Below are 15,173 nucleotides of genomic sequence, written 5' to 3'. Positions count from 1 at the left end.
AGTGTGCGGAGTATACGGAGTGCGGTGGAACGGGGGGTCGGGCCAAGAGCCCGGGAGCATCTTGGGCGCCAAAGCGTCCGGGGCGCCCGGGGTTTCCCGGACGCCCTGAACACCCCGGACGCCCGCATGACCTGCCCCTCCCGATCGGCGAACAGGCGTGCGAGGATCGCGGGGAGGGCGAGGTCAGGGGGACAGGACGTGTGTACGGCGTTCGTGAGCATCGAGCCGTCCGCGGCGGTGCCGGTACTGCTGCTGTCGGTGCGGGACGAGTACATGGGACGGCGCTGGTCGCCGCCCGGCCACCACTGGCCGGCGCAGCCCTCGGCGGTCGGCGGACTCGACCTGGTCGCCGGCGGGACGTGGCTCGCGGTGGAGCCGGGCGGAACGGGCTCCGGCGGCGCCGGACCGGTCGCGGCCTGCCTGCTGAACGGCTTCGGCACCTCGGCGCCGGAAGCCGCCCGGCTCTCGCGCGGTGAACTTCCGCTGCTCGCCGCCCGGGGCGGCCGGATCGACACCCTGGACCTCGACCGGTACGACCCGTTCCACCTGGTCGTCGTCCGCCCCGACGGCGCCCGGGTGCTGAGCTGGGGCGGCGGGACCGGCGGCCGGCTCGTCGAAGTGCACCTGCCGACCGGGCTGAGCGTGGTCCTCAACGACGGGCCGGAGGGCCTGGCCGAGAACCGCACCGCCTCCGAGCGGATCCGCACACTGATGGCCGCCCGCGCCGACCACTTCCGGGCCCGGTTCGAGGCCGAGCCCCGCCCGCTGCCGTCGCTCGACGACCCGAGCACCGAGCGGGCCTGGGGCGCCTGGCTGCCGATCGTCACCGGGGACGGGCTGCCCCTCGACGCGCCCGCCGCCCTGGTCCAGCGGCGAGACTTCGGGAACGGCCGGATCTGGGGCTCCTCCTCGATCTCCCTGCTCGCCCTCGGCCCGCAGGGCGTCCGCTACGACTTCTCCCCCGCCCCGGCGGGAGCGGGCGGCGACGGCTGGCGGCAGGTGGAGCTGTGAGCGGCGCCCAGTGACGGCCGGACGGCGGGTGCCGAGTGGCGTTGACCGCCACTCGGCACCTTTCACCGCCGCTCAGGCCTCGGCGCGGGCCTCGCGCCAGCGCCTCGCGACGACGTCGCTGACGTAATACACGAACTCGCTCCCCCGGCCTTCGCCCGCCGGCACCTCGGTCCACCACATGGGCCAGAACTCCCGCTCGTAGTGGGCCTTCAGGACGCGGGTGAAGCCGGACAGCGCGCCACGGAGCCGGGTGCGGTCGAGCTTCAGCGCCCCGGCCAGGTCGCCGTAGCCCACCCGGGTGCCGGGCCGCTCGGCGAGGATGTCGAGAATGGCCACGACCACCTGGACGGAGTCACGGCGGTCACTGATCAGCGTGCGGAGGTCCTCGACGGTCCACTCGTCGCGGCGGCGCTGCTGCTCGCCCTGCGGGGACCTGATCGCGAGGTCCGCGGCGGTGGACGCGGCGGCGCCCGCGCCGACACCGCTGCGCTCGGCGATGAAGGCGTACACGGCCGGGACGAGGTGGGCCGGCACCGGCACCGACACGTACTCCGGGTTCTCCTGGGACATGACTGGGTCCTCCCCTCCTGCGGCCGCCCCCTGCGGTCGGCCGCAGGACGATCCTGGCACATCGTCAGCGCCGACGTCCAGCCCTTAACGGCTACTAGTAGCCATTAGCGCCCGCTAGGGGATTCGGAACTCCTGGGACTTGTTGCCGGGGGTGCAGGCGGTCATGGTGAGCTGGGCACCGGCGCCGTTGTCGGTCAGGCAGTTCTGGCCCATGTAGTCCTTCAGGTAGAAGGCCCCGGGGGTGGTCGCGGCCGTGACCGTCCAGTTGGTGAGGAAGCTGAAGCCGCTGGACAGGGCCACCCGGCCGTCCATCTCCTGCACCAGGACGGGGGCGCTCAGCTTGCAGGGGTTGAACTGGTGCCAGCTGCTGGGGACGGTGTGGACCCAGCCGTAGGCGGTCGCGCCGCCCATGACCACGGCCTGGCCGCCGGCGAGGCTGTCCTGGGAGAGGCCCATCCGGAGGCCGTCGGCGACATTGGTGATGTAGCCCCAGTTGGTCCCGCCGCAGCCGCTCGCCGGGGCGCCGCCGGGGGCGGTGGTCGCCGGGGGGACAGCGGCCGGGGGCGCGGTGGTCGCGTTGGCGGACGGGGCCGCCGGGGTGGACTGTTGGGCCTGGGCGGGTGACTGCTGGGGCGGCTGCGGGGCGCTCGGCGCGGCCGACGGGGACCCGCCCGGCCGGGACGCGGAGGCCGGCGGCGGAGTCGTGGGCGGGGTCGTGGGCGGGGTCGTGGGCGGGGTGGTCGACTTCGCGGCAGGCGCGGCCGGGGAGGACGAACCGGTCGGTGCGCCCGGCACGGTCGGGACGGCGGACGGGGTCGGGGCCAGCGCCTGGCCGCCGGTCGGCGACGCGCCCGCCGGCCAGGCGGTCATGGTCACCGTGACCGCGGGCGGCGAACTCGGCTCCTGTGCCTGCGAGGTGAACGGCCCGCGATCGACGAGCAGCACGGTGGCCGTCCCGACCGAGATCACGATCGGCAGGACCACCGGCACCAGGAAACCCCGCCTGCGCGTCCGTCCGGCCGGTTCCGTGCTCGCGACGGGAGCGGCGGCGGCAACGGAGGCGACGGCGGCAACAGGTTCCGCGGGGGCAGCCTCTACGGCCGCAGGCTTCGCGACGGCAGGCTTCGCGACGGCAGGCGCCGGGAGCGCCGACGGCCCTTCGCCGTCCGCCGCCGCCCGGGCCGCCGCCGCCATCGCGGCCGCGTCGGCGAAGCGCTCGCCCGGGTCCTTCGCCAGCGCCGTCGCGACGAACGCGCGCACCGCCGGCGGGATGTCCCCCGGCAGCTCCGGCGCGGGCTCGCGCAGGTGCTTGAGCGCCACTTCCAGCATGCCCCCGCCCGTGAACGGCGGCCTGCCGACGAGCAGTTCGTAGCAGACCACGCCGATCGCGTAGAGATCGACGGCCGGGGTGACCGCCTTGCCCTCGGCCTGTTCCGGAGCCATGTAGAGCGCGGTGCCGATCACCGCGTGCGAGGCCGTGAGCCTGGTCCCGGCCATGGAGCGGGCGATGCCGAAGTCCGTGACCGTCACCCGGCCGTCGGCCCGGAGCATGAGGTTGGACGGCTTGACGTCACGGTGCACGATGCCGCGCCGGTGGGCGGCGTGCAGGGCGTCCAGCGCCTCGGCGAGCAGTCCGAGCGCCCGGGCGGGCGGGAAGGCGCCGTCCGCGGCGAGGACCCGGTCCAGCGGCCGGCCGTCGACCAGCTCCATCACCAGGTACGCGAGGCGGTCACCGTCCGCGTCCGGCGGCTCCTCCTCGCCGTAGTCGTGCACGTCGACGATGCCCGGGTGGTCCAGCAGGGCGAGCATGCGTGCCTCGCGGCGGAAGCGTTCGGCGAACATCACGTCCGCCAGCAGCGCCGGGTGGAGGATCTTCACCGCCACCGGCCGCCCGAGCACCGAGTCCTCGGCCCGCCAGACGGCGCCCATCCCGCCGCCGCCGATGCGCTCGGTCAGCGTGTAGCGCCCTCCGAGCACGGTCCCCCGACCGCTCATGCCCGCCCCCGTGTCCTACTCGAACGAACTGTCCGTCTGCCGCTCAGTCTGTCACGCGCCTCCAGGCGGGCGGCACCCCCATCGGCCTGCGATGCCAACGTCGTTGACCAGGCGTCGGACGAACCCCCGGATACGATCCTCCGGTGAACGACACCGTGGTCCTGCACGTCGACGCCACCCCGTCCGCCCCTGCTCTACTGCTCCGGCCCTGGCGGAGCGAGGACGCGCCCGCACTCGTCGAGGTGTACCGGGACCCGGTGCTGCGCCGCTGGACGACCTCGGTCGTCGACGACGAGGCGGACGCGCTCCGTTGGGTCGGCGCCCAACAGGAGGCCTGGGCTGCGGGGCACCGGTTCTCCTTCGCCGTCCTGGAGGCACGGCCGGGCGCGGAGCCGGAACCGCCGCTGGGCAACCTCGTGCTCAAACGGGTCTCGCCCGGCGGGCCCACCGCCGAGGTCGGCTACTGGACGGCCGCCCCCGCCCGCGGCCGGGGCGTCGCGCCGCGAGCGCTGGAGGCACTCACCGGCTGGGCCTTCGACACCCTGGGCCCGGGCGGGCTCCAGCGGCTCGAACTGCTGCACCAGGTGGACAACACCGCCTCCTGCCGGGTCGCGGAGAAGAGCCGGTACGCGTTCGAGCGCGTCCTCACCGCGACCCCGCCCGCCTACCCCCTCGACGGCCACCTGCACACCCGGCTACGACCGGCCACCGAACAGCTCCGGTAGCGGCAGCGGTTGCGCGGGAAGTCGGCGGCATCGACTTCCCACACGGAGGATCGGCACCGCACCCCCGGGAACCCAGGCTTTGCGCCCGCGCAGGAAGTCGGCAGCGTCGACTTCCCGCGCTGCCCAATGGCACCGCACCCGCACGCACCACCTCCACACCGCACATCGGCCGCCCGAAGCTCGACGGCGGGGAGCCGCGCAGGAAGTCGGAGGAGCCGACTTTCCACGCCGCCCCACCGACAGCACGCCAAGAGGAAACCTTTCTGCACGACGCAGCGGCGGCTCAGGGACACAGCGAGCGGGCGACGGCTGCGCAGGAAGTCGGCCGCATCGACTTCCCACCCCGCCCAACGGCACCGCACCGCACGCACCATCTCCGCACCACAGGCGTGACGGCGGCCAGGCGGACGCACAGGAAGTCGGCGAGGCCGACTTTCCACGCCGGCTCGCCGACACCACTTTCCGAACACCTCGAAGAAACCTTTCTGCACGCCTCAAAGCCCCGAGGACGCAGTGAGCGGGCGGCGGCTGCGCAGGAAGTCGGCCGCATCGACTTCCCACGCCGCCCAACGGCACCGCACCGCACGCACCATCTCCGCACCACAGGCGTGACGGCGGCCAGGCGGACGCACAGGAAGTCGGCGAGGCCGACTTTCCACGCCACCGCACCAACACCACACCTCAAGGAAGACCCTTCTGCACGGCTCGGGGGCCCGAGTATGCAGCGGCGGCACAGGAAGTCGGCAGCGTCGACTTCCGATGCGGAGAATCGGCGCCGCACCCCCGCCGGCCCGGGCTCAGCGGCCGCGCAGGAAGTCGGCGGGGCCGACTTTCCACTCCACCGCACCAGCACCACACCCAGAAGAAACCTTTCTGCACGCCTCAAAGCCCCGAGGACGCAGCGCGCCGGGCGGCGGCTGCGCAGGAAGTCGGCGGCGTCGACTTCCCGCGCGGCGTATCGGTGCCGCACCCCCGAGGGCCCGGGCTCAATGCCTGCGCGGGAAGTCTGCGGGTCCGACTTCCCGCGCCGCGCGCGCGGGGAGGAACCGGACGGCGTGCGGCCAGCGTCGGGCTAGCGGGAGCCGGCTCCGGTGGCGCAGAAGGCTTCGAGCAACTCCACCAGGGCCTCGGGGCGTTCGAGGTGGAGGTCGTGGGTGGTGCCGGGGATGCTGGTCAGGACGCTGTCGGGGCGGTCGTGGTGCATGCGGGCGAGTTGCTCGGCGTCGATGATGGTGGACTGCGCGAGGAGGACCAGGGTGGGGCAGGCGATCCGGCTCCACTCGGGCCACCAGGAGCGGTGGGTGTTGTCGGTGAGGGCCGCCACCATGACGTCGGGGTCGAAGCGCGGGTACTGGCCGTCGGCGCGTTCTTCGAGCCCGGCCGCCCAGGCCTCGCCGACGGGGCCGCCGCCCAGGAACTCGACGGCGGCCGAGGCCGTGGCGAACGGGGTGGGCCAGGAGGCGAACCAGGCGCCGATGTCGGCGACGGTCCGGGCCGAGCCGGCGGCCGGTCCGGCCTCGACCATCACCAGGCGCTCGACGAGCTCCGGGTGCGCGGCCGCGGTCAGCATCGCGGCGTGCCCGCCGTAGGACTGGCCGAGCAGGGTCACCGGACCGAGGTCCAGTTGCTCGATCACGGCGACCACATCGGCGACGTGGGCCGCCCGGGAGACGTCCGCCGGGCGGCGGGTGCTCGCGCCGTGGCCGCGCTGGTCGACGGTGACCACCCGGAACCGCGGCCCGAGCTGCCGGGCGAACGTGTCCCACTCGCCCCCGTACCCGGCCAGGCCGTGCAGCAGGAGCAGCGGCGGGCCGTCGCCGCCCCGGTCGTGGCAGACGAGGGTGACGTCGTCGCGGATCACGGTGCGTTCGGTCATGGCTGCGAGGTCTCCAGTCGGCGGGCCCGCTCGGTGAGGTGGCGGCGTTCGGGGGCGCTGGTGGCGCGGCGGGCGGCCTCGCGGTAGGCGGTGGCGGCCGTCGGGTCGCCGAGCAGTTCCAGCAGGTGGGCGCGGGTGGCGAGGAGGCGGTGGTGGTGGGCGAGGCGCCGGTCCTGCTCCAGTGCGGCGAGCGCGGCCAGGCCGGCCGCCGGGCCGTCGACCAGGGCGAGGGCGACGGCCCGGTTGAGGGTGACGAAGGGGTTGGCGCCGAAGCCCTCGAGCACGTCGTAGAGGGCGAGGATCTGCGGCCAGTCCGTGGACTCCGCGTCCGGCGCCTCGTCGTGGACGGCGGCGATCGCGGCCTGGACCTGGTAGGGACCGACCGGGCCGCGCGGCAGGGTCCGGCCGATCAGGGCCACGCCCTCCTCCACCAGGGGCCGGTTCCACCGGGAACGGTCCTGCTCCGCCAGCGGCACCAGGACCCCGCCCGGGCCGGTGCGGGCGGGGCGGCGGGCGTCGGTGAGCAGCATGAGGGCGAGCAGTCCGGCGGTCTCGGGGTCGTCCGGGGCCAGCCGGAGCAGGAGCCTGGCCAGCCGGATCGCCTCGGTGGACAGTTCGGGGGCGGTCAGGTCCTCGCCGCCGCTGGTGGTGTAGCCCTCGTTGAAGATCAGGTAGAGGACCTGGCGGACCTCGGCGAGGCGCTCGGCCTGCTGCCGGGCGGGCAGGCCGGAGGAGCGGACGGTCTGCTTCGCCCGGCTGATCCGCTGGGCCATCGTCGACTCGGGCACCAGGAACGCGGCCGCGATCTGGGCCGTCGTCAGACCGCCGACGGCGCGGAGGGTGAGGGCGATCCGGCTGGGCGCGGACAGTTCGGGGTGGCAGCAGAGGAACAGCAGGTGCAGGGAGTCGTCCCGGTCGGCGTCGGCCGCCGCGTCGGGGGCGGGGCCGAGCAGGGCCGACTGCGGGGTGGCGAGGGCGAGGGCGTCCTCGCGGCGGCGCCGGGCCGCCTCGCTGCGGACGGCGTCGACCAGCCGCCGGGAGGCGACCGTCACCAGCCAGCCGCGCGGGTTCTCCGGCAGGCCGTCGGCCGGCCACTGGGTGGCGGCGGCCAGCAGGGCCTCCTGCACGGCGTCCTCGCAGGCGTCGAACAGGCCCCGGCCGTGGCGGCGCACCAGCGCCCCGAGGGCCTGCGGCGCGAGTTCGCGCAGCAGACCCTCGAGGCAGCCCGGTTCGCGCAGCAGGCCGTCGGAGCGGCCCGGTTCGCCCATCAGGCCGTCGGAGCCGCCCAAGGCGGGGAGTGGACCGCCGCTCACACGTCCGCCGCGTCGGGGGACGGGGACTCGTGCAGGATCGGCCACAGCTCCACCGGGTCGACGTCCGCGTACGGCATGTCGGCGGCGATCCGCTGGGCGCGCTCCAGGCTCTCGCAGTCGAGCACGTAGAAGCTGGCCAGGTACTCCTTGGTCTCCAGGTACGGGCCGTCGGTGACGACCGGCAGGCCCTCGGCGCGGCGGACCAGTTGGGCGGCGGCCGCGTCGGCGAGGCCGTAGGCGCCGAGGAGTTCGCCGGTCTCGCGGTACTTGGTGTTGAAGGCCTCCTGCTTGGCGATCGCCGCCGGCCACTCCTCGGCCGGGAACGCGTCCCACTTCGCCTGGTTGCCGTAGATCATGGCGATGTACTTCATCTCGGGTGTCCTCCCGGTCCGTGCGCCCCGTTCGGCGCGCTCTCACCCTTCGGTCGGAGCGGGCCGCGGGGCCTCGACATCCCTGGACAAGATCTTTTCGACATCCTGCCGCACGGGGACGACGGGGGGTAGGGGTGTGCCGCCGGCCGGGCCGCGGGGGTGTCCCACGGCCCGGCCGACGGCGTCGGACGGCCGCGTCAGGCGGCCGACAGGCCGAGCCGCTCCAGCCGCTCCGGGTCGGTGAAGATGTCGAGTTCGACGACCTTGCCGCCGCGCACGGTGAACACCGCGAGCGAGAGCGGGCGGCCGTCGAGGAAGCTGGCCACCGCCGGCTCCCCGTTGACCAGCACCATCCGGGACTCGCCGGTGAACTGCGACCCGAACAGGCTCGCCCCGCTCGCCACCTCGGTCGCGCCGCGCCGGAGCGTGGCGGGGCGCAGGGTGCCGCCGTCGGAGCGGGCCACCACGTCGGGGTCGAGGACGGCGAGCAGCGCCTCGAAGTCCCCGCCTCGGGCGGCGGTCAGGAACGCCCGCACCACCTCGCGGCGCAGCGCCAGGTCGGCGTCCGGCGCGGGTGCGGCGCCCTGGACCCGGCGCCGGGCGCGGCTGGCGAGCTGGCGGGTGGAGGCGGCGGTGCGGCCGAGGATCGGGGCGATCTCGTCGAACGGCACCGAGAACATGTCGTGCAGGACGAAGGAGAGCCGCTCCGCCGGTGCCAGCGTCTCCAGGACGATCATCAGCGCGATGCCGACCGAGTCGGCCGTGAGTATCTCCTGCTCGGGGTCGAGAGCCCGGATTCCGCCGATGATCGGATCGGGCAGCCTGACCTCCTGGCCGTCCTGGTGCTCCAGCGGGTCCTCGCGCCGGGCCGCCCGCGAGCGCAGCAGGTCCAGGCAGACCCGTCCGACCACGGTGGTCAGCCAGCCCGCCAGGTTGGCCACCTCGCTCACGTCCGAGCGGCTCAGCTTGAACCAGGCCTCCTGCACCGCGTCCTCGGCCTCGCTCAGCGAGCCGAGCATCCGGTAGGCCACCGCCCGGAGATGGGGCCGGTGCTCCTCGAAGCGGGCCGCCAGAAAGTCTTCCCCGTCCACCTGTCACATCCTCGCGTCGGGATCCGTCAGTTCTTTGACGGACGTTAACCGCTCCGCGTGACGAGGACGCGGACGGCCCGGACCCAGAACCAGACCCGGAGGATCCACCGATGACCACCCACACCGCCCGCATGAAGAACCCCGCCATGGTCCTGCCGGACGCCATGAAGGGCATCCAGAGCATCTACAAGGCGATGTACCAGGGCGGGGTCCCGCACCGGATCCTGGAGCTGGTGCACCTGCGGGCCAGCCAGATCAACGGGTGCAGCGCCTGCGTGTTCGCCGGCGTCACCGGGGCCAAGAAGGCCGGGGAGACGGACGAGCGGCTGCACGCCGTCGCCGCCTGGCGGGAGGCGCCGTTCTTCGACGAGGAGGAGCGGGCCGCGCTCGAACTCACCGAGGCGGCGACCCGGATCGCCGACCGTTCCGGCCAGGCGGTGCCGGACGCGGTCTGGGACGCGGCGGCGGACCACTTCAACGAGGAGCAGCTCTCGGCGATCATCCTGATGATCGGGCTGACGAACTTCTTCAACCGGATCAACGCGACCGTCCAGGAGCCGGCCGGCGCGACCTGGAGCTGAACCGGGTCCGGGCCGGGATCAGGATCAGGGCTGGCGGCCGCGGGCGGAGGTCGGGGGGCGGCGCGGGCCGCGGGCGGACGGGGCCGGACCGCCGACCGGGCGCGGACGCGGGGCCGGGGACGGGGTCCGGGCGGCGCCGAGGGCGGACTGGCGGCGCTGGATCTCCCGCCAGATCCGCGGCGGGCACGGGCCCTGCGGGTGGTCGGAGAGGAAGCTCTCGTAGGGCACCCGGCGCGGGGCCATCCCGATCTCGACCCAGGAGGCCTTGCCGGTGCGGTCCCAGCCCTCGTTCTCCATCCGGATGTAGTCGTCCCGGTGGTCCTTGTCCTTGCTGGTGATCTGCAGCACCTCGGCGTAGCCGGACCGGGTGCCGACCACGACGCAGTAGTGCCGGGCGGCCTCCGCCCGGTCCCGGAACGGCACCATCGCCACCCACACCTCCCCCGCCGAGGGCCGGGAGACGGTGGTGGTGCGGGTGGTGGAACGCCCGGTACCGGCGCGGGCCGGGCGGACCGGCGGCCGCACCAGCAGGTCGCCGGACCAGGCGCGGACCGAGGTCCGCCACCCCCAGGCGAAGGCCCCGACGGCGAGGCACTGCAGCGCGTAGCCGTTCGCCGCGGCCGGGTCCTGGGTGCCGAGGAGCTTCGGCACCGCGTACACGCCGACCAGGTGGGCGAGCAGCGAGCAGGCGCCGGCCAGTACGGCCGCCCGGGCGGGCACCACCCAGGGCGCGACCCGGCGGCGGCCCCGGGCCGCCTGCCAGTCCAGCAGCAGGGCGACCGCGCAGGAGACGGCGACCAGGATCGCGACCTGCCCCGGGGTGACGTGCTGGGGCGGGGTCTGGGCGCCCATCAGGGCCGGCAGCAGGACCGGCAGGGCCAGCGGGTAGCCCAGCGCCGCGCAGCAGAGCAGCACCAGGAAGGCGCCGAGGCAGCCCCCGCCGCCGGGGCGCCTTCTTCGCCGCGGAACCGCTGAACTCCCGTACTGGTAAGCCATGTTCGCCACCCCCACCGCGGTCGTGCGTCCGGCGCAATGTATCGGAGATCCGCGGGCCGCGGGGGGCGCGGGGATAATCCCGCCATGAGCCGCCCCCGAACGACCCCCGGCCCCGTGCCGAGCGCCCCCCGGAACGCTCCCGACACCCCCCGGAGCGCCGCCCGGGACACCTCCGCCGCCGCTCCCGACGCCGCCCCCGCAGCCACTCCCGACGTCTCCCCCGAGGTCTCCCCCGATGCGCCGCGCGAGGCCCGCGGCGCCCGGGCCCGCGCCAACGCGCCGTGGACGGCGTTCGGCGGCGACCTGCACCTCGACCTCACCGAACGCCGGGCCGCCGGGGTCGGGCTGCGCGCCGCCCTGGAGGACGCGCTGCGCGAGGCCGTCCAGGACGGTCGGCTCGCCCCGGGCACCCGGCTGCCGTCCTCCCGGGCGCTCGGCGAGGACCTCGGCATCGCCCGCAACACCGTCGTGGAGGCGTACGGGCAGCTGACCGCCGAGGGCTGGCTCGGCTCGCGGCCGGGCTCCGGCACCACGGTCGCCGAACGCGCCGCGCCCCGGCCCGCCGGGCGCCCCGCCACCGTCCGCGCCGACCGCCGCCCCACCGGGCGGCACGACCTGCTCGCCGGGCGGCCCGACCTCTCGCTGTTCCCGCGCAGCGCCTGGTTGGCCAGCGCCCGCCGGGCCCTGGCCGTCGCCCCGCACGACGCCTTCGACTACGGCTCCCCGCTCGGCCGGATCGAGCTGCGGCAGGCGCTCAGCGACTACCTGGCCCGGGTCCGGGGCGTGCGCACCGACCCGGACCGGCTGCTGGTGTGCGCCGGCTTCGGCCAGGGCCTCGGCCTGCTGGCCGCCGCGCTGCGCGGGCGAGGGGCTGGCCGGATCGCGGTCGAGGGCTACGGCCTGCCGCCGCAGCGCGAGGTGCTGCGGGCGGCCGGGCTCGGCCTCGCCCCGCTGCCGCTGGACTGCAACGGGGCCCGGACCGACCTGCTGGACGACCTGGGCGGGGCGGGCGGGACGGCGGAGCGCCTGGGGGCGGTACTGCTCACCCCGGCCCACCAGTTCCCGAGCGGCGCCGCGCTGGCCGCCGACCGCCGGGCGGCGGCCGTCCGCTGGGCCCGCGAGCGGGACGGGTACGTGATCGAGGACGACTACGACGGCGAGTTCCGCTACGACCGGCAGCCGCTGGGCGCGATGCAGGCGCTCGACCCGGACCGCGTGGTGTACGGCGGCACCGCCGCCAAGAGCCTGGCCCCCGGACTGCGGCTGGCCTGGCTGGCCCTCCCGGACGAGCTGGTCGAACCGGTCGCCCGGCTCAAGGCCCTGGCGGACACCATGAGCCCGGTGACCGACCAGCTGACCTTCGCCGAGCTGATCACCTCGGGCCGCTACGACCGGCATGTGCGGCGCTGCCGGCTGCACTACCGGCGCCGCCGGGACCTGCTGGTCGCGGCGCTCGCCGAGCGGGCGCCGCAGGTCCGGGTCACCGGGATCGCCGCCGGGCTGCACGCCGTCCTGCAGCTGCCGCCGGGCTCCCGTCCGGAGGCGGAGCTGCTGGAGCGGGCCCGCGCGGCCGGCCTGGTGCTCACCGGGCTCGACTGGTACCGGGCCCGGCCGGACGCCGAACGGGCCCTGGACCTGTCCGCCGCACCGGACGCCCGGCCGGACGCCGCACCGCACAACGCATCCGACACCTCGCCGAACGACACACCGGGCGACGCACCGGACGCCCCGCCGGCCCTGGTCGTCGGCTACGCGACCCCGTCCGACCACGCCTTCCCGGCCGCCCTGGACGCCCTCTGCGGGATCCTCCGCGAGAGCTGAACCACCCTCGGCGGCGGGCTACTTGTTGCGGTTGCCCAGCTCGAAGAGGAGCAGGATGAAGCCGGCGAAGGCATGGGTGGCGACGGTGTAGATCACCAGGCGGACGCCGATGCGGCGGTTGGCCTGCTTGCCCGCGTCGATGGTCTTGGCCGGCTTCGCGCGCACGGCCGCGGGTGCGGGCACCGCGGCGGCGGCGGGGGCGGGGGCGGGGGCAACGGCGGCGGGGGCGGACACGGCCCCGGTCTCGGTGGTGGTGGGATCGGCCATGGGGATCTCCTCCGGATGTCCTGACGTCGGGTCAGTGGTGCGGGGCGGCGGGGCCGCCGCCGAGGCAGAGTTCGCCGCCGGGGCTCTGCAGCAGGGTGTGCATGAAGAGCAGCTCGACCCCGGACGAGGAGTCGGCGGCGATGCAGTGCGGGGTGAGCGAGTCGAAGTGCGCCGAGTCGCCCTCGTCGAGCAGGTGGACCCGCTCGCCGAGGGTCAGCCGGAGCCGGCCGCGGAGCACGTACAGCCACTCCTCGCCCGGGTGGACCCGGACCACCGCGTCCTGCACGCCCGGGGGGACGTGCACGCGCAGCGCCTGCATCGCCCGGCCGGGCGCGCCGGCCCGCCGGTAGCCCCAGCCGCCGGCCCGGCCCGGTTCGATCGCGCCGCCGCGCACCACCGGGTCGGGCTCGGTGAACGCCTCGCCGAGCAGACCGGAGACGGAGGTGCCGTACGCGCGGGCGAGGCCGAGCAGGACGGGCAGGGAGGGCTGTCGGCGCCCGGTCTCCAGTCGGGACAAGTAGGCTGGGGAGAGACCGACCCGGGCGGCGGCGACCTCCAGCGTGAGGCGGCTGCCGAGCCGGTGCTCACGCAGCCTCAGGGCGAGGCCGGCCACCTCCGGCGTCTCGTGGTCGTCCGCGGGGGCGACCGGGACGGCGGCGGCGGGACTACCGGGTTCGGCGGGAGCGCCGGGGTCGGCGGGCGGACCGGCTGGGCTGGTGGTCATGTGCCCAGTGGACACCTCTTGTGCCGCCCGGGCAAACTTTTTGCCCAAGAGGCAAAAGGCCCCGGAGTCGAGGGCTACGGCCGGGGGATGTTCCGCAGATTGGACCGGGCCAGGTCGATCATCCGCCCGACCCCGCCCGCCAGCACCGTACGGCCTGCGGCCAGCGCGAAGCCCTTCAGCTGGGCCGCGGTGATGTGCGGCGGCACGGACAGCGCGTTCGGGTCGGTGACCACGTCCACCAGGGCCGGGCCGGGTCGTTCCAGCGCCTCCGCCAGGACCTCCCGCACCCGCGCCGGCTCGGTGACCCGCTTGGCCGGGATGCCCATCGCCCGGGCGATCCCGGCGTAGTCGACGTCCCCGTTGTCGACCTCCGACTCCGGGTAGCCGGAGACCAGCATCTCCAGCTTGATCATGCCGAGCGCGCCGTTGTTGAAGACCACGGTCTTCACCGGCAGCCGGTGCCTGGCCACCGTGAGCAGCTCGCCGAGCAGCATCGACAGCCCGCCGTCGCCCGACATCGCCACCACCTGCCGCCCGGGGAAGGCGAGTTGGGCGCCGATCGCGTGCGGGAGGGCGTTGGCCATCGACCCGTGCAGGAAGGAGCCGATCACCCGGCGGCGCCCGTTGGGCTGCAGGTAGCGGGCGGCCCAGACGTTGTTCATGCCGGTGTCGACGGTGAAGACCGCGTCCTCGGCGGCCACCTCGTCCAGCACCGAGGCCACGTACTCCGGGTGGATCGGCAGGTGCTTCCCGATGTCCCGGGTGTAGGCGCCGACCACGTCCTCCAGCGCCCGGTAGTGGCGGCCCAGCATGTCGTCGAGGAAGGTCCGGTCGGTCTTCCGCTCCAGCAGCGGCAGGACCGCCCGCAGGGTGGCCGGGACGTCGCCGTGCACCGCGAGGTCCAGCGCCGTCCGGCGGCCGAGCCGGGTGGCGTCGTGGTCCACCTGGACGGTGCGGGCCTGGGGCAGGAAGGAGTCGTAGGGGAAGTCGGTGCCGAGCAGCAGGACGAGGTCGGCGGAGTGCAGGGCCTCGTGGCAGGCGCCGTAGCCGAGCAGGCCGCTCATCCCGACGTCGTACGGGTTGTCGTACTGGATCCACTCCTTGCCGCGCAGGGAGTGCCCGACCGGCGCGCACAGGGTGGCCGCGAGCTCCATCACCTCGGTGTGCGCCTCGCGGACGCCCGCGCCGCAGAACAGCGCCACCCTGGGCGCGGCGTTGAGCACCCGGGCCAGCTCCTGCACCTGGGACCAGGGCGGGGCGGCGACGGCCCGTTCGGTGAGGAATTGGCTGCTGCCGGTCGGGGCGGCGGCGGACAGCGCCGCCACGTCGCCGGGGAAGGCCAGCACCGAGACCTCCCGGGCGCCGAGGGCGTGCTGGATCGCGATCCGCAGCAGCCGGGGCATCTGGGCGGCGGTGGAGAGCATCTCGCACCAGCCGCTGCAGTCGGTGAACACCCGCTCGGGGTGGGTCTCCTGGAAGAAGCCGGTGCCGATCTGGCCGGACGGGATGTGCGAGGCCAGGGCGAGCACGGGCACGCCGCTGCGCTGCGCGTCGTAGAGGCCCTGGACAAGGTGGGTGTTGCCGGGGCCGCAGGAGCCGGCGCAGACCGCGAGGCGGCCGGTCAGCTCGGCCTCGGCGGCGGCCGCGAAGGCACCGGCCTCCTCGTTGCGGACGTGCACCCAGGCGATGCCGTCCGTCCGGCGGATGGCGTCCACCACCGGGTTCAGGCTGTCGCCGACCACGCCGTAGACCCGCTCCACACCGGCCTGCCGGAGCACCGCCACCATCTGCTCGGCCACACTCACCACGGGGATCTCCTGCCGTCGGGGACT

General features: G+C 75.1%; 14 protein-coding genes. 4 read left to right on the top strand and 10 right to left on the bottom strand.

Going from position 1 to position 15,173, the window contains the following annotated elements; genetic code table 11:
• Positions 1 to 213 precede the first annotated feature (213 nt).
• Positions 214 to 1,011, top strand: a complete 798-nt coding sequence (locus tag BI06_RS10820; RefSeq protein WP_199523267.1) for an NRDE family protein — start codon at positions 214 to 216, stop codon at positions 1,009 to 1,011.
• A 72-nt stretch (positions 1,012 to 1,083) separates the two neighbouring features.
• Here BI06_RS10820 and BI06_RS10815 read toward each other — a convergent pair whose 3' ends face one another.
• A complete protein-coding gene (locus tag BI06_RS10815; protein ID WP_043467218.1) occupies positions 1,084 to 1,581 on the bottom strand; it encodes a hypothetical protein in 498 nt (165 codons plus the stop codon).
• A gap of 114 nt (positions 1,582 to 1,695) precedes the next feature.
• Positions 1,696 to 3,576 carry a serine/threonine-protein kinase gene (locus tag BI06_RS10810; RefSeq protein WP_051740644.1) on the bottom strand — a complete coding sequence of 627 codons (1,881 nt, stop codon included), beginning with the start codon at positions 3,574 to 3,576 and terminating at the stop codon, positions 1,696 to 1,698.
• Positions 3,577 to 3,719: 143 nt separating this feature from the next.
• On the opposite strand from BI06_RS10810, the gene BI06_RS10805 reads away from it, so the two are divergent.
• Positions 3,720 to 4,301: a GNAT family N-acetyltransferase gene (locus tag BI06_RS10805; RefSeq protein ID WP_082558408.1), complete on the top strand. Its 582-nt coding sequence runs from the start codon at positions 3,720 to 3,722 to the stop codon at positions 4,299 to 4,301.
• Between the two features lie 1,072 nt (positions 4,302 to 5,373).
• Here BI06_RS10805 and BI06_RS10800 read toward each other — a convergent pair.
• From BI06_RS10800 to BI06_RS10785, 4 genes are all read right to left on the bottom strand, one after another.
• Positions 5,374 to 6,177 carry an alpha/beta fold hydrolase gene (locus BI06_RS10800; RefSeq protein WP_043467215.1) on the bottom strand — a complete coding sequence of 268 codons (804 nt, stop codon included), beginning with the start codon at positions 6,175 to 6,177 and terminating at the stop codon, positions 5,374 to 5,376.
• Positions 6,174 to 7,445 (bottom strand): RNA polymerase sigma factor, encoded by a 1,272-nt coding sequence (locus BI06_RS10795; protein ID WP_051740728.1) that lies wholly within the window; start codon positions 7,443 to 7,445, stop codon positions 6,174 to 6,176. Before BI06_RS10795 ends, BI06_RS10800 begins: the two co-directional genes overlap by 4 nt.
• Positions 7,446 to 7,486: 41 nt before the next feature.
• Positions 7,487 to 7,861, bottom strand: a complete 375-nt coding sequence (locus tag BI06_RS10790) for a YciI family protein (protein WP_043467212.1) — start codon at positions 7,859 to 7,861, stop codon at positions 7,487 to 7,489.
• A 197-nt stretch (positions 7,862 to 8,058) separates the two neighbouring features.
• Positions 8,059 to 8,952, bottom strand: coding sequence for a sigma-70 family RNA polymerase sigma factor (locus BI06_RS10785; RefSeq protein ID WP_030397817.1), 894 nt, complete (start codon positions 8,950 to 8,952; stop codon positions 8,059 to 8,061).
• 110 nt (positions 8,953 to 9,062) lie between these two features.
• On the opposite strand from BI06_RS10785, the gene BI06_RS10780 reads away from it, so the two are divergent.
• Complete coding sequence (locus BI06_RS10780) at positions 9,063 to 9,533, top strand: carboxymuconolactone decarboxylase family protein (RefSeq protein ID WP_233290091.1); 471 nt, start codon at positions 9,063 to 9,065, stop codon at positions 9,531 to 9,533.
• Between the two features lie 24 nt (positions 9,534 to 9,557).
• Here BI06_RS10780 and BI06_RS10775 read toward each other — a convergent pair whose 3' ends face one another.
• Positions 9,558 to 10,529, bottom strand: coding sequence for a hypothetical protein (locus BI06_RS10775; RefSeq protein WP_149030325.1), 972 nt, complete (start codon positions 10,527 to 10,529; stop codon positions 9,558 to 9,560).
• 84 nt (positions 10,530 to 10,613) lie between these two features.
• On the opposite strand from BI06_RS10775, the gene BI06_RS10770 reads away from it, so the two are divergent.
• On the top strand, positions 10,614 to 12,350 hold the full coding sequence (locus BI06_RS10770) for a PLP-dependent aminotransferase family protein (RefSeq protein WP_082558407.1): 1,737 nt from the start codon (positions 10,614 to 10,616) through the stop codon (positions 12,348 to 12,350).
• 18 nt (positions 12,351 to 12,368) lie between these two features.
• Here the strand turns inward: BI06_RS10770 and BI06_RS52330 are convergent, their stop codons facing one another.
• The 3 genes from BI06_RS52330 to BI06_RS10755 all read right to left on the bottom strand — a co-directional run bounded on the left by BI06_RS52330 (position 12,369) and on the right by BI06_RS10755 (position 15,155).
• Positions 12,369 to 12,617 (bottom strand): DUF6126 family protein, encoded by a 249-nt coding sequence (locus BI06_RS52330; RefSeq protein WP_043467205.1) that lies wholly within the window; start codon positions 12,615 to 12,617, stop codon positions 12,369 to 12,371.
• Between the two features lie 31 nt (positions 12,618 to 12,648).
• On the bottom strand, positions 12,649 to 13,341 hold the full coding sequence (locus tag BI06_RS10760) for a helix-turn-helix domain-containing protein (protein ID WP_082558405.1): 693 nt from the start codon (positions 13,339 to 13,341) through the stop codon (positions 12,649 to 12,651).
• 74 nt (positions 13,342 to 13,415) lie between these two features.
• On the bottom strand, positions 13,416 to 15,155 hold the full coding sequence (locus tag BI06_RS10755) for a pyruvate dehydrogenase (protein WP_107113317.1): 1,740 nt from the start codon (positions 15,153 to 15,155) through the stop codon (positions 13,416 to 13,418).
• Positions 15,156 to 15,173: the final 18 nt, after the last annotated feature.

The sequence above is a fragment of the Kitasatospora sp. MBT66 genome (assembly GCF_000710405.2).
Classification (GTDB): Bacteria; Actinomycetota; Actinomycetes; order Streptomycetales; family Streptomycetaceae; genus Kitasatospora; species Kitasatospora purpeofusca.
Note: the sequence above shows the minus strand (reverse complement) of the source record. Positions and strands in the feature narration are given on the sequence as shown.